Origin of the sequence: Alkalinema pantanalense CENA528 (assembly GCF_050753345.1) — a bacterium.
GTDB classification, from domain to species: Bacteria; Cyanobacteriota; Cyanobacteriia; order Leptolyngbyales; family Leptolyngbyaceae; genus Alkalinema; species Alkalinema pantanalense.
This window is the reverse complement of record NZ_JBLZFX010000131.1, coordinates 1-13,520: the sequence shown is the minus strand read 5'-3', so window position 1 is coordinate 13,520 and position 13,520 is coordinate 1. Positions and strand designations below refer to the sequence as shown.

The following is a 13,520-nucleotide window of genomic DNA, read 5'->3' as shown; positions in this document are numbered from 1 at the left end:
CTCACAGTCTATGCAAATCGTCTGTATACAGAGCTACTCTTTAAGATGCGCTTACCCTGGGAGTAGGGGGTGGGGAGTAGGGAGTTGCAGGAATCAAGGTATTTAACCCCATTCCCCATTCCCCATTCCCCATTCCCCATAAGGATAGTGTCATGGGTGCAATTGGGTTAGGGACATCAGTCGTAAGGATGAGGGGTAAGGCACGCAATACCCCTCCCTCCAGCAGACAACTGCACTGATGAAAGACTGGGGATCAGGCAAGACAGGCGGTTAACTGTTGTTGCAGTTCATCTGCATTTAGATTGCGCCCGATCAAAACCATCTGGGTTTTCGGCGGAGTCCGCCATGCTTCTCCTTGCAGGTCAAACCGAGGACCACTCAGTTGAAAGACATTGCGTAAGTCGCTTTCTTTGAACCACAAAATTCCTTTGCCTCGAAACACCTCCTGGGGCAACCGTTCTTGCAGGAAGGTTTCAAACTTGTTCACGTCAAAGGGGCGATCGCTCTCAAAGGAAATGGACACAAACCCATCGTTATCTAAGTGAGCAGAGTGATGGTGATGATGCTCATGGTCATGATGGTCATGATGATGGTCATGATGGGCTGGATCATCTTGATCGAGTTGAGTTTGGTGAATCTCTTCCTGCACGAGATCGGTATAGGCTTCTGGGTTGTTATAGCCCACATCTAAAAGCAGTGGCAGCGGCACTTTTCCATGCTGACTGTGCAGGATTCTGGCACCTTCTTTGACCGTATGAATATAAGCTTCCAGGTTCTGGATTTGGTCTGGATCTGCCAAATCAGTCTTATTCAAGATCGTGACATCCCCGTAGGCAATCTGCTTGAATGCCGCTTCGCTGTCGAAATGATCCGGCGTAAAAGTCTCAGAATCGACGACGGTGACGATCGAATCTAACCGGGTCAGGTCACGCAATTCTGTGCCCAGAAAGGTCAAAATAATCGGCAGTGGATCGGCAACACCTGTCGTTTCGATCACCATGTAATCGACCCGATCGTTCCGCTCCAGCACGTTATACACTGCATCCACCAGTCCATCATTAATGGTGCAGCAAATGCAACCATTACTCAGCTCCACCATATCCTCATCCATCGACACGAGTAACTGACTGTCAATATTGATATCGCCAAATTCATTCACCAAGATCGCAACTTTTAAATCCTGGCGATTGTTCAAAATGTGGTTGAGTAATGTGGTTTTACCACTGCCGAGAAATCCCGTGATAATCGTGACGGGCATTCCTCGTTTGGGAATATCCAGGGTGCTGGGAGTGGAAAGAGTTGTTGTGTTGGTCATATCCAATTCCTCAAATTAAATCGCAATACATTCAATCAACTGTGCTTTGATTAATTCAGCATTTAAGTTTCGCCTGATGAACACTAGCTGATTACGCTTGGGTGACTACGGTTGAACGCTCTTGATATCGTACCGTTTTCCGCTTAGTTGCAAAGCATGGCGCAATGGGCGGCCCTGGAACCAGATAATTCCTTTGCACGGTAAATATCAGTGGAATGAGTGAAGGTAAAGGATTCAGCATCCACAACTGTCAGCAATGAAGCTAGCCGCGTGACATCCCACAACTCTGTACTGACAAAGCTCAACATGATCGGCAAGGGGTCAGCAATGCCAGTCGTTTCAACCAAAATATAATCAACTGAGTCATGGCGATCAACCATGTCATACACAGTATCAACCAAACTTTGATTGATGGTGCAACCAATACAGTCATTGCTCAGTTGCAGCATATTTCTATCCACGGAAACTAACAGTTGTGAATCAATATGAATGTCTCCAAACTCATTCACCATCACGGAAATTTTTAACCCGTGACAATCGTTTAGAATATGATTGAGTAGCATGGTTTCGCCGATGTCTAACAAGCCTATGACGATGGTAACGGGCATGACACGCTCAGGGATATTCACTGATTCTGGACAAACCTGCATGACCGGATTAGACATAATGACTCCTTAAGTTGGCAAGTAAGTCGTAACCAGATGATAAACTAGCGCTTTCTGTTGCACGATTTGAAAAATATTGTAAAAACCATTGACACGAGACGGAGTCAGGCTGACATCCGAACCGGTTGGCTGAATAAAATTAGGTTTTAACTGGATAATTTCTGCGGGGGCCAATCCGTTCAATCCTTCAACCAACAGCCCCAATAATCCCTTGGTTAGGTGAGAGTCGGAGTCGCCCTGAAAGATCATCTTGCCCTGCTCCAAACTGGCAGTCACATACACTTGAGATACACAACCAGGTACCCGATGGGCTGCCACCTTTTGCTCATCAGAAAATGGAGGCAGGCGCTTAGCAAAGCAAAGCAAGTACTTATAGCGCCGCTTCGGTTCCGAAATCTGTTGGAACCGCTGGACAATGCGCTCAAGGGAGGCAAGCAAGGGTTGGGGAACAAGCGACATACTGTTCTAGCAGTAAGTTGTCTATACAATGATAATCATTCTCATTGTATAGGAAGTGGGTGAAAAACTGAAGCAATTCTTCGCAAGCGATACCAACCCTGTGGTTGATCTACTTCCTATGTGGTACTGAGGCACACTGCCATGAGCAGTTCGCTGGTTTAGCTAAACCTAAAATTCAGAATGTGTCATCACAACCTTATTGTGTTACTATTTTTGGGAATTCATTCGGTTCTGGTGGGGAGCAGCCATCAGACGTAAGGGGGAAAGTGCAGTGCGAATCTGCCGCTGTCCCGCAGCTGTAAGGAGAAGTGCAATTCTCTGAGTCAGAATGCCCGCCGATTCGTAAACCCGTTACATAAACATCTGCGAGGTACGGATGATGAAAACTTCAAGTTTTTGCGATTCTCTACGAGACGCTGCGCGATCGGCTTTTTGTTGGAATTTTAAGATTGCAGCGTTCTGAGCTAACGATTTGAGTTGAACGCGCGATTAACGTTTAGCGAGGCTACCTGAGCAAAGGTGGCTGATGTTGCATCTAGAAGTTGAGGGACAATTCCTGTTCAATCAACTCCAGGGTGGGTTGGAAACCAGTAGCGAAGCGTGCATCCGTCTTCAACCTGTTCGCTGTATGGGAGCGTGCGATCGCGCCTGTGTGACAGCATTCATAGCTCCCAACAAGCTCACCTTTATTCTGAGCCAACTCTCCCCCTCCAATTCAGTCCCAGATCTGCTGGAATTTAGCCGTCAATATATCACTGCTTCAGATGGCAAAGTTCCCTACAAAGACCGCCCTGCGACCGTCAAACAGAACATTCATGCAGTTCTGCCGCCATTGCCGAACCAACCTTAAAATCACTTAGGAGTCAACCATGCACAAAATTCCTGTAACCGTCGTTACAGGCTTTTTAGGAGCCGGAAAAACCACACTCGTGCGTCATTTATTGCAGAACAATCAGGGTCGTCGCATTGCCGTGTTGGTGAATGAGTTTGGTGAAGTCGGCATTGATGGCGAGTTGTTGCGATCGTGTCGCGTTTGTGATGACGATGAAGACCCAAGTAACAATATTTTGGAACTAGCAAATGGCTGTTTGTGTTGTACGGTGCAGGAGGAATTTTTGCCGACGATGCAGGAGTTGTTGAAACGACGCGATCGCCTCGACTGCATCCTGATCGAAACCTCTGGTTTAGCCCTGCCCAAGCCTTTAGTACAAGCCTTTCGCTGGCCCGAAATTCGCACCGGAGCAACCGTTGATGGCGTTGTGACTGTTGTAGATTGTGAAGCCCTTGCGAATGGTCAATTTGTAGGTGATTTGAATGCCCTGGAAGCCCAACGGCAAGCCGATGATAGCCTAGAGCATGAAACTCCGATTGAAGAACTGTTTGAAGATCAGTTGGCGTGTGCCGATATGGTGTTATTAGCCAAAGTCGATCGCGTTGATTTAGCAACTCAACATCGCATTCAGCAGTGGTTACAAAAAGAACTTCCAACCGGAGTGAAAATTGTGCCCTGCAAACAAGGAGAAATTAGTCCTGATCTTCTACTGGGATTTAATGCCGCTGTTGAAGACAATCTCGACTCTCGCCCTAGCCATCATGATACGGAAGAAGATCATGAACACGATGAAGACATTACTTCAATTCATGTCGTTTTAGACCAAACATTTGACCCAGCAGAGTTGGTTAGCCGCTTGCAATCTCTGGTACAGCAGTATGAGATTTATCGGATTAAGGGCTTTGTAGCCGTGCCCAATAAAGCCATGCGGTTAGTCGTTCAAGGTGTTGGCAATCGATTTGATACCTTTTACGATCGCCCCTGGCAACCCGATGAACCGCGTCAAACTCGATTGGTCTTCATTGGGCGATCGCTCCAGCCAAACCAGATTTCTACAGCCCTCCTAGCTACTTACGCCTGAGTTGGTTTAAGCAGTCCTGTGAGTCATCAGGTCTGGCTTGAATGAGTCACCCCCAGAGATTAAAACTTTACATTCAAAATGAGAATGATTATTATTCTCATTTTATAATGACCCCTATTGTGTGAGGAGTATGAAGATGAGTCATTGGTCTCCTGTTGTCGCCTTGAGATGGGTGGTGGGAGGATTAGCGCTATTGCCACTTCCTGGACAGGCGATGCCTAGTGCGTCAATGGTACTGAAACCTGGAGAAACAGTGATCACAGCACAAGAGCCGTCCAGTCCAGTCCCTAGCCCCGCTCCAACCCTGTCAGTCCAAGCGGATGAACTCGATGAGAGTGAGGAAGAAGTAATCATCATCGAGCGGATTCTCCGGCAACCTGTGTCTACGCCAGGACGGGGAGAGGCGACGTTACGAGATTCTACCCGTCCGACCTATGTGATTAATCGGGAGGAGATGGAACAGCGGGGAGCCAGAACCGTGCGGGAAGCCCTACGGTTTTTGCCGGGAATTTTGGGCGATGGCACAGCCGGCAGTCAGGTCAACTCCCTCAGCGGACAGTTTATCCGAGGGTCTAACACCGGACAGGTGCTCATTCTGCTGGATGGTCGTCCGGTGAATAATCTAGGTGGAGGTGGATTTGATTTATCTGAATTCACCACCGATGGGATTGAGCGGATCGAGGTGTTGCCGGGGGGTGGCTCAACTTTATATGGGTCAGATGCGATCGGTGGAATCATCAACATTATCACCCGTCGGGCAGGGCAGAAGCCATTCAACGCTCGTGTCAGCAGTAGTCTTGGTAGCTATGGCTATAATGATCAAACCTTGCAAATTGATGGCACGGTTGATCCAGTGCGCTATTTCCTCAGCTATAACCGCATTCAGGCTGAGTATAACTTCCCCTTTTCGATTCCCGAAGCGGGGTTTCGAGGCACGCAGAAGAATGGTGATACCCTCTACAACAATTTGAATGCACGGCTGGAATTTAAGTTGAGCGATCGCGCCACTCTGAGCTTCAACACATTCTATCTACCGAAGGAACAAGGGGTTCCTGGTGGCGTACCCGTCCCATTTCCCATCTTTGGGCAAGGCTTTTTCAACTCCCTTACGGATAACAATCGCAAGTATACCGATCAGGTCTTGAGTGATGTCACGTTGCAAGCACAGTTGGGAGCAGGCACTGATTCTTTACTCACTGCCAGACTGTATTTAGACTTTCTCAATACTCGCTTTGATAATCGCACTGCGTTTGCGGATACGCTCTCTGTGGTAGGTGGCGTTCCGGTTCTAAGGCGCACCCCCCAAACGCAACAACGGTTTCAAACGCAACAGCGATCGCTGGGTGTACAAGTGCAACACAATTGGAAACTGGCTCCCAACCAGACGCTAATTTACGGGTTTGATTACCGCAGCACGGATGTCGAAAACCTGACGCAAAACCTGATTACGGATGTGGTGCGAGTTAACTACGACGATCGTATTAGTCAGGGAGCGGTGTTTGCCCAATATGCGATCGATATTCTGCCTCAATTTACCGTCACGGCAGGATTACGACAGGATTTTAGTACCCTGACCAACGGGTCTGCCCTCTCGCCTGCTGTGGGAGCCAAGCTGTTGTTAGGCGACTCCACTACCCTGCGCGCCAACTACATTCGCAACTTCCGCACCCCCACCCTGGCAAATTTATTTAATGCCAATCCCACCAACATCGGCAACCCAGACCTCAAGCCGGAACGGGGCAATAGCTTCGATATTGGCATTGATCAAAAAATTGGAGATTTTGCTCTGCTGCGGTTGACTTATTACAATAACACCATCTCAGACTTAATCGCTTTTCAACGCATCAATCCACCTGTTAACGGTATTTCGGGGACATTTCAAAACTTGGGTAAAGTCCGTTCTCAAGGGCTAGAGGCAGCATTAAACGTGCAAATTGTGCCAAATGTTTATGCGCTGGTGGGCTATACTCTCAATGATCCGCAAATCCTCGAAAGCGTCAATCCGAATGAGGAGGGGCGGGAATTACGCTTTGCCGGAGCGGATAAATTAAACCTGGGATTATGGTACGAAAATCGCTTTGGTTGGTACGCTGGATTACTCATGAACTCTTTGGGCAGTTACCCAACGGATAACCTGAACACTGAGTTTCTTCCCGGATACACGACCTTTGATTTGCGGTTGCGTGTACCTGTGACTTCTCAACTCACCGCTAACTTTGGGATTGAAAATATTTTCAATCAGCGTTATCAAGTATTCGCAGGATTTCCAGATGCAGGACGAATTTTTCAAGGAGGGATTCGATATGAATTTTAAGGAGCACTCACGATGACTACATTTAATCGTCAAGTTACACCTCTACAGCGCACGACTGAAGAACCCTTACCTAATGGGGGACGGATTGAGTATGAGGAGATACCCATCCACATTGATATACTCGGACCTTTACTACATTCCCTGTTTCATGACCATTGGCAGGAAGTGGGTTTAGGGCACGTAGTGGATGGCAGTGTGTTGGAGTTGGAATTTACTCAAGCACCCAAGATTATCCGGTTGTATGATGGTTATCTGACTGTGGTAACAGAGAGTTGGCACATGCATTTGTGCATTGAAGACAACCAGGGCGGACCAAACTCTGCAACACCAGATGAACTACGGCATAAACGATTAGTGAGTCGGGCGGCGCTTTATCGTCGCTTTAATCCACGGGGGCAAGCACGCAGTTGGGGCATTCAGTTCTGGAATGGGGCAGGAGAACGGATGATGAATGTGTTTTTGCCGAATCCATTTGTAGGTGAGAATGAGGATTTGTTACCAGAGAACAAGCCCGATCGCACGAAGCTCAAACTCTACGAGCAGTTGCGCGAAATTTATGTCTTGGGAAATGATTTGATTCCCTATGACACGAACCCACTCAAGCGCCCGTTTATTTCGGTTTGTCGGTCTAGTCGATGCAATCCCTCGCTGAATTGGCAACCGATTTATGAAGCGTTGCAAGATGCTGTGGCTGCGGCTGAGTTAGAAGTGGATGTGATTCACTCTGGTTGTTTAGAGGTCTGCAAATTAGGTCCGGTTGTTTTCTATTCGGGTGACAAAACCTGGTATACCCGTGTCACACCTGATATAGCTCAGAATATTGTGCGTGAGCATCTCTGTGAGGGACATAAAATCAAATCTCATTTGTATCCAGCAGTGAAAGAGTCGTGATGAAGCAATGGAGTCTTAGATGGTTGATTTTGGGGAGTGCGATCGCTCTTTACTCCTGTGCTATCTCTCCGCCTCAAGAGAGCATTGATTCTCGTCCAGAGTGCATCAAAAATTACCAAAAAGAGGTTGATTATTTTCCTCATAAGGTGCGCGTTACAGATGCTGAAGGATTTACCGTTGACTATCACAAGCACTATAAAATTGTGTCCGTGAATCGTCCTTGGAAGAATGCCAAGACCCAGTTTCAATATGTCCTGGTACAATGTGGTGCCCCGATTCCTCAAGGATTTCAGCCTGAACAAATTGTGCAAATTCCGGTGCGATCGGTTGTGACTCTGTCTACAACTCATTTTGTGCCGTTGCAACGTTTGGGAGTCCTCGATCGCCTCAAGGGGATCAGCAACTTTAAGGATGTTACAACCCCCGTAGTGAATGAAAAAATCAAACAGAACCAACTGACGGAAGTGGGGAATGCCGGGAGTCTGAAACTAGAGAAAATTTTGGAATTAGCACCCGATTTAGTCACGACCCATGGCACGGGCAATCCTCAAACGGATACGCATCCTAAGCTATTAGAGGCGGGAATTAAAGTCGCGATCGTGGCTGAGTATATGGAGTCTACGCCCCTAGGGCAGGTGGAGTGGATGAAATTCTTAGCCCTCTTTTTCAATCGGGAAGCGGAAGCAGAAAAGAGTTTTGGGGAAATTCGGCAACGCTACCAAGCGATCGCGGCGAAAACGAAAACAGTCAAACGCCGACCCACTGTGTTTTCTGGCTTCGATCGCAAAGGCACCTGGTACGCACCGGGGGGCGATAGCTATGTCGCAAAGTTCCTGGCGGATGCGGGGACAAATTACCTTTGGTCTGACGATCGCAGCTCTGGCAGTTTGCAACTTACCTTTGAGCAAGTTTACGATCGTGCGGCACAGGCCCAATATTGGATTGTTAACGCCCACAGTCTGAAAACGCGCTCCGATTTGATAGCTGCCGATCCGCGCTATCAGGGTTTTGCTGCATTGCAAACCAACCAAGTGTTCAGTCCTACGGCAAAGGTAAATGCTCAGGGCGGGAATGATTATTGGCAAAGTGGCATTGCCAACCCAGACATTATCCTGGCAGATCTGGTGAAAATCTTTCATCCTGAGTTGGTGCCTGACCATCAATTGGTTTACTATCGGCAACTCCCCCAATGAAATGGCATCGTCCCTCACCCCGTACCGTCTGGCTGGGAGTTTTACTGGCTGGAGTGGCGTTGCTCTTTGCGTTCAGTTTAGCGATTGGCTCAGTCTCCATTCCCCTCCCCGATGTTCTGACCACGCTCTTGGGCGGCACCCCCACCAAACCCGGATGGCGCAATATCATCTGGCAATTTCGGTTGCCCCGCGCTCTCACGGCAATGCTGGCGGGGTCTGCTTTAGCGATCAGTGGCTTACAATTGCAAACGCTGTTTCGCAATCCCTTAGCGGGTCCGTTTGTACTGGGGATTAGTTCCGGTGCCAGTTTGGGCGTGGCGATCGTTGTGCTGGCATCCCAACAACTGGGTCTTTTCTATGGTGACATGGGCATCATCACCGCTGCCTGCCTGGGAGCCGCCAGTGTGGCACTGGTGGTGATTGTGGTTGCCCGTCTGGTGCAAAGCGCGATCGCTCTCCTCGTATTGGGATTGATGTTCGGCTATGCCACAGGAGCGGTTGTCAATATTTTGCTGCAACTGAGTTCTGCCCAACAGGTACAGCAGTTTGTCATTTGGACGTTTGGCAGCTTTGGCGGTGTCACCTGGACGCAACTTCCCCTGATGGCGAGTGGAGTTGTGATTGGCAGCACGATCGCGTTTATTACAACCACTGCCTTGAATGTAGTGCTGCTTGGCGACACTCAAGCTCGATCGCTGGGAGTCAGCCTGAATCGACTCCGGTTTCTAGTTTTACTTAGTTCATCTATTCTGGCAGGAGTCGTGACTGCGTTTTGCGGACCCATCGCGTTTCTAGGTGTTGCAGTGCCTCATCTCTGTCGAGGTGTGCTGCAAACGAGTGATGTCCGATGGCTTCTACCCAGTGCAACGATCGTTGGGGCTGGGCTAGCATTAGTGGCAGATTTACTGTCGCAAGTTCTGGTGCGATCGTCCGTGTTGCCGCTCAACTCGGTCACTGCTTTGATTGGCACGCCTATTTTGATCTGGGTGATTCTCCGTAACCAAATCAGACGTTAATCAATTTTCCTAACCCTTTCTCTTGTTGTATGTTTCTCCACACAGAACACCTCACTGGCGGTTATCGGGATCATCCTGTGATCCACGATCTGCATCTAACGCTGCAACCGGGTGAGTGGCTCAGTCTGATAGGTGCAAATGGATCGGGTAAGTCTACACTGCTGAAGTTGTTAAACCGCCTGTTAATACCGCAACAGGGAGTGGTATGGCTGGATGGCAAGGCGATTCACAGTCTCCCGGCTCAAATTGTGGCGCAAACGCTAGCCTGGTTGCCGCAGCAATCGACCGCTCCAGCGGGTTTAACGGTGCGCCAACTGGTGAGTTTGGGACGTACCCCCTACCAACCCTGGTGGCAGTGGGAATTGAACGCAGATGACTGTGACCGGGTGGAAACCGCCATGGCACAAGTGCAGGTGCAACAATTTGGCGATCGCCCGGTAGAGCAACTGTCAGGTGGAGAGAGGCAACGGGCATTTCTAGCGCTAGCACTGGCTCAGGCACCAAAAGTGTTGTTGTTAGATGAACCGACGACGTACTTGGATATTCACTATCAATTAGAGTTGCTGGAATTGTTGCGGCGGTTGAATCGAGAACAGAACCTGACAATTATTACGGTATTGCACGATATAAATCTGGCTGCCCGCTATAGCGACCGACTGGCATTATTGCGTCATGGTTGTTTGTGGGCTATCGGCACTCCCGTTGACACCTTAACCCCGGAAAACTTGCGGCAAGTATTTGACATTGAAGCTGCAATTCTACAAACTCCCGTTGGGCTTCAGGTGTGTCCCTTAACACCAGCTTCAGCGGAGTTGCCCACTATAACTTAGATGATGCACAACAAGCCCTCAACGATTTGCAGCAGGCAGCCCAATTCTTTCAAATTCAAGGTAAAACTGTCGCTTACCAACGTACTGTGAATCTGATTAAACAAGTTCAGCAATCCCAAGAACCTGTCATCGAGTGCATCCCAGTTTTGCAAATTTGCCCTCATCCCCCAACCCCTTCTCCCAAAATAGGAGAAGGGGAGCCAGATTCAAAATTCAAAGTCCCTCTCCCGCACTGGGAGAGGGATTTAGGGTGAGGGTTGCACAAGTGAGATGCGCCCCCTGTCATCACTTAGGCGATGCTTCAAAGCACACCCTAACTAATTTTCGTTGGGATTGCTCAAAGCCGAATTGTGGATGAATACTTCATCAGTCAAACTGTGCAGAAATGCCAGTAGGTCTTGTTTCTCAGTTGAAGTGATTTCAAATCCAGAAATGAAGTGACTTTTGAAGGGATTCTTACTACCGATTCCAGCGTATTCTCCAGCATGAATGGTACGTCCACCCACACGGTAATGATCAATCACCTCCTCTAACGTGGCAATGCTGCCATCGTGCATGTAAGGAGCCGTCAAAGCAATATTTCGTAGCGTGGGTGCCTTGAATCGTCCCATATCAGTTGGTTTTTGGGTAATTTCGTATACCCCAGTGTTATTAGGTGGGAAAGCACCGTTGTCATCAATGTTGTAGAGTCCAGTATTGTGAAAAGCAATTTCAGTAAAGGCTAACCGCTCGTGCTTAACTGAATCTGAGAAATTAAAACCACCGTGGCAGTGAAAGCATTCTAATCGTTCGCTGTGGAATAGCTTCTCTCCTCGTTTTGCTGATGCCGAAATGGCATTTTTGTCACCACTAAACCGATAGCGATCGTAGGGCGAGTTAAACGAAATCAGGCTGCGCTCAAACGATGCTAATGCTTTTGTAAGATTGCTGAGATTAATCTCCCTCTTATTATTACCAAATGCTGCCGCAAACAGTTTTTGGTAAGTTAAATCCTGGTTTAGCATCGAAAGGATCTGGTCTTCTCTGCCAACCATGCCTAGTTCGACGGGATGTTCACCGAACATCGGAACGAGTGCTTGAGTTTCTAACCGTGTCATCAGAGGGTTTGCCCAAGTTAACACAGAGTTGTAGGCAATGTTCGCCAGACTCATGGAATTGCGGGGATGCTTTTCTCCAGTTGCGCCAATCCCGACAGGTTTGCCATCGGTAAAGGCGCGTTTTTGCTCATGACAGGATGCACAGGAGTATTTTCCGGTGATTGAAAGCCGCTTCTCGTAAAACAGATGCCGACCGAGTTCTACCTTCTCAGGCGTGATTGGGTTATCAGCAGGCACGATCGGCTTGGGCAAATTAGCAGGCAGATTCCATTCATACGTTGATGACGGACTGGACGCAGCCAATGCTTTACTTAGCCCGATCGCCAACAGGAACGATAGCGTCAGCGCAATCATCCATGCAAATTTTCGCTTTCCTTTCAACGCCATTACTCAACCCGAAAGAACGTTTGCGTTGCCGCAGGTTTACCCATAAACGATAATCCAAGACTCGTCATGATGCCTATACAGTCCTTATCATTGGGTTCAGACATACATCCTGGAGCTGTTTTGGATTGATTTTGGTTCAAATTAGAAGTTGCGACCAATTGCACCAGATCGGCGACAACAACGTTTTCTGACGAATTGAAGCGGGTAAAAATAATGGTTGGGCGATTAACATAGATACAACGAGTGGGTTTCTCACTGCCCGTTTCTGCTTGACATCCAGCACTCCCTAAATGAATTGGAAAGCCACTGGATGCTTCACCTCCATGCCCCTCATGCTTCTGCTTAGGCGTAGATTGAGCCATGGATGGGCTTTGCAAATCAATGCGGGCGAATTTATAGCCGAACTGCCAGTTCCACCACAACCCGGTTAAATTGAGAGGTGATGGAGCCAGGGCAGAATCCTCATGGTTGAGGTTGGCAGGGACTCCTAGGGTGAATTTTAATCCGGTGTACTTGCCTTTTGGGACATTGCCAATGATGCGATCGCGCGTTTCCACCGTTCCATTAGCGCAGGCTCCGGTTTTGTCCTCAAAATCAAGCAGCGCAACGTTCTGGTATTGCCACTTGCCGTCCTGTTCCAGGGTGATGGGAACTACTCTTCCATTCGCATCAAGCAGTGCCACGTCTGAAACATAAAACCGGAAGTCAGAAACAACCTGAGGGACAGTAGGCTTGCCCAACTGATAAGTCGTTTTACAGGAAAACGGTTCGCGGCTTACTTTAGCTGTAAACCGGATGGTTACAGGCTGGGTTTCTGCTGCCGTTGCAGGTTGGACGATCTCTCCTGAGAAGCTTGCAAGGAGCGAAATGAGGGCAATTAGAGAGGATTGAATGGTCGATTTCATAGGTACAGGGTTGAATAACAGGGTTGCTTCCGTCTAATCAGAGGGATTGAACTTTAGAACTTCGCTCGCACTTGAAAGCCAAAGGTTCGAATATCTCCAAAGGATGCCAACGTTTCAGGGGGACGAAACGCCGCCGTGACATATTCCTGGTTGAAGAGATTATCAACGTAGAAGTAAATTCCCGCGTTTTTCCATTCGTACCCAATCCGAGCATTGATTAAGGCAAACGGCGATTGCTTAATGGTGTTGGCATCATCGAAAAAGTAGGTGCCCAGTCCTTGCAAATTAACCCTACCAAAAAAGCCACTGTTGCGGTACTGCACTCCCAAATTCAACGTATAGTCAGGTGCATAGGTGAGGCGATTGCCGCTGAAGCTGACTCCGGTGAAGGGGTTGCGATATTGGGTAAACTTGGCATTGGGTGCATCCCAGTTTTGTAAGACTCACGATGAGAATTGCCCATTGAGATATGCAGAGCGGTGTTTAAGCACCTGAGGGACATTGTCTTGGTTCCACTGCGCTCCCGATAGTTTGA

General features: G+C 48.4%; 12 protein-coding genes, 1 pseudogene and 1 riboswitch. Of the genes and pseudogenes, 7 read left to right on the top strand and 6 right to left on the bottom strand.

The window, feature by feature from the left end:
• Window positions 1-253: 253 nt before the first annotated feature.
• From ACN4EG_RS25375 to ACN4EG_RS25365, 3 genes are all read right to left on the bottom strand, one after another.
• Window positions 254-1,315, bottom strand: a complete 1,062-nt coding sequence (locus ACN4EG_RS25375; RefSeq protein ID WP_431633079.1) for a CobW family GTP-binding protein — start codon at window positions 1,313-1,315, stop codon at window positions 254-256.
• Window positions 1,316-1,458: 143 nt separating this feature from the next.
• Window positions 1,459-1,980: a CobW family GTP-binding protein gene (locus ACN4EG_RS25370; protein ID WP_431633078.1), complete on the bottom strand. Its 522-nt coding sequence runs from the start codon at window positions 1,978-1,980 to the stop codon at window positions 1,459-1,461.
• 9 nt (window positions 1,981-1,989) lie between these two features.
• The gene (locus tag ACN4EG_RS25365; protein ID WP_431633077.1) at window positions 1,990-2,439 is read right to left on the bottom strand and encodes a SufE family protein; all 450 of its coding nucleotides are present in this window, start codon (window positions 2,437-2,439) and stop codon (window positions 1,990-1,992) included.
• Window positions 2,440-2,648: 209 nt separating this feature from the next.
• Window positions 2,649-2,794: riboswitch (cobalamin riboswitch) on the top strand.
• A 171-nt stretch (window positions 2,795-2,965) separates the two neighbouring features.
• On the opposite strand from ACN4EG_RS25365, the gene ACN4EG_RS25360 reads away from it, so the two are divergent.
• The 7 genes from ACN4EG_RS25360 to ACN4EG_RS25330 all read left to right on the top strand — a co-directional run bounded on the left by ACN4EG_RS25360 (window position 2,966) and on the right by ACN4EG_RS25330 (window position 10,596).
• Window positions 2,966-3,289, top strand: coding sequence for a DUF1636 domain-containing protein (locus tag ACN4EG_RS25360; RefSeq protein WP_431633076.1), 324 nt, complete (start codon window positions 2,966-2,968; stop codon window positions 3,287-3,289).
• Between the two features lie 19 nt (window positions 3,290-3,308).
• Window positions 3,309-4,352 (top strand): cobalamin biosynthesis protein CobW, encoded by a 1,044-nt coding sequence (gene cobW, locus ACN4EG_RS25355; RefSeq protein WP_431633075.1) that lies wholly within the window; start codon window positions 3,309-3,311, stop codon window positions 4,350-4,352.
• A 136-nt stretch (window positions 4,353-4,488) separates the two neighbouring features.
• On the top strand, window positions 4,489-6,666 hold the full coding sequence (locus ACN4EG_RS25350; RefSeq protein ID WP_431633074.1) for a TonB-dependent receptor: 2,178 nt from the start codon (window positions 4,489-4,491) through the stop codon (window positions 6,664-6,666).
• A gap of 12 nt (window positions 6,667-6,678) precedes the next feature.
• Window positions 6,679-7,557: a (2Fe-2S) ferredoxin domain-containing protein gene (locus tag ACN4EG_RS25345; RefSeq protein WP_431633073.1), complete on the top strand. Its 879-nt coding sequence runs from the start codon at window positions 6,679-6,681 to the stop codon at window positions 7,555-7,557.
• 146 nt (window positions 7,558-7,703) lie between these two features.
• On the top strand, window positions 7,704-8,750 hold the full coding sequence (locus ACN4EG_RS25340; RefSeq protein ID WP_431633072.1) for an ABC transporter substrate-binding protein: 1,047 nt from the start codon (window positions 7,704-7,706) through the stop codon (window positions 8,748-8,750).
• On the top strand, window positions 8,747-9,766 hold the full coding sequence (locus ACN4EG_RS25335; RefSeq protein WP_431633071.1) for an iron chelate uptake ABC transporter family permease subunit: 1,020 nt from the start codon (window positions 8,747-8,749) through the stop codon (window positions 9,764-9,766). The genes ACN4EG_RS25340 and ACN4EG_RS25335 overlap by 4 nt, the downstream gene beginning before the upstream one ends.
• A 29-nt stretch (window positions 9,767-9,795) precedes the next feature.
• A complete protein-coding gene (locus ACN4EG_RS25330) occupies window positions 9,796-10,596 on the top strand; it encodes an ABC transporter ATP-binding protein (protein ID WP_431633070.1) in 801 nt (266 codons plus the stop codon).
• A 317-nt stretch (window positions 10,597-10,913) separates the two neighbouring features.
• Here the strand turns inward: ACN4EG_RS25330 and ACN4EG_RS25325 are convergent, their stop codons facing one another.
• The 3 genes and pseudogenes from ACN4EG_RS25325 to ACN4EG_RS25315 all read right to left on the bottom strand — a co-directional run.
• Window positions 10,914-12,080 carry an MbnH family di-heme enzyme gene (locus ACN4EG_RS25325; RefSeq protein WP_431633069.1) on the bottom strand — a complete coding sequence of 389 codons (1,167 nt, stop codon included), beginning with the start codon at window positions 12,078-12,080 and terminating at the stop codon, window positions 10,914-10,916.
• Entirely contained in the window at window positions 12,080-12,985 is a 906-nt protein-coding gene (locus tag ACN4EG_RS25320) for an MbnP family copper-binding protein (protein WP_431633068.1), read from the bottom strand. Before ACN4EG_RS25320 ends, ACN4EG_RS25325 begins: the two co-directional genes overlap by 1 nt.
• Window positions 12,986-13,038: 53 nt before the next feature.
• Window positions 13,039-13,383: pseudogene (locus ACN4EG_RS25315) on the bottom strand (TonB-dependent receptor domain-containing protein); the annotation flags it as partial.
• Between the last annotated feature and the right edge of the window lie 137 nt (window positions 13,384-13,520).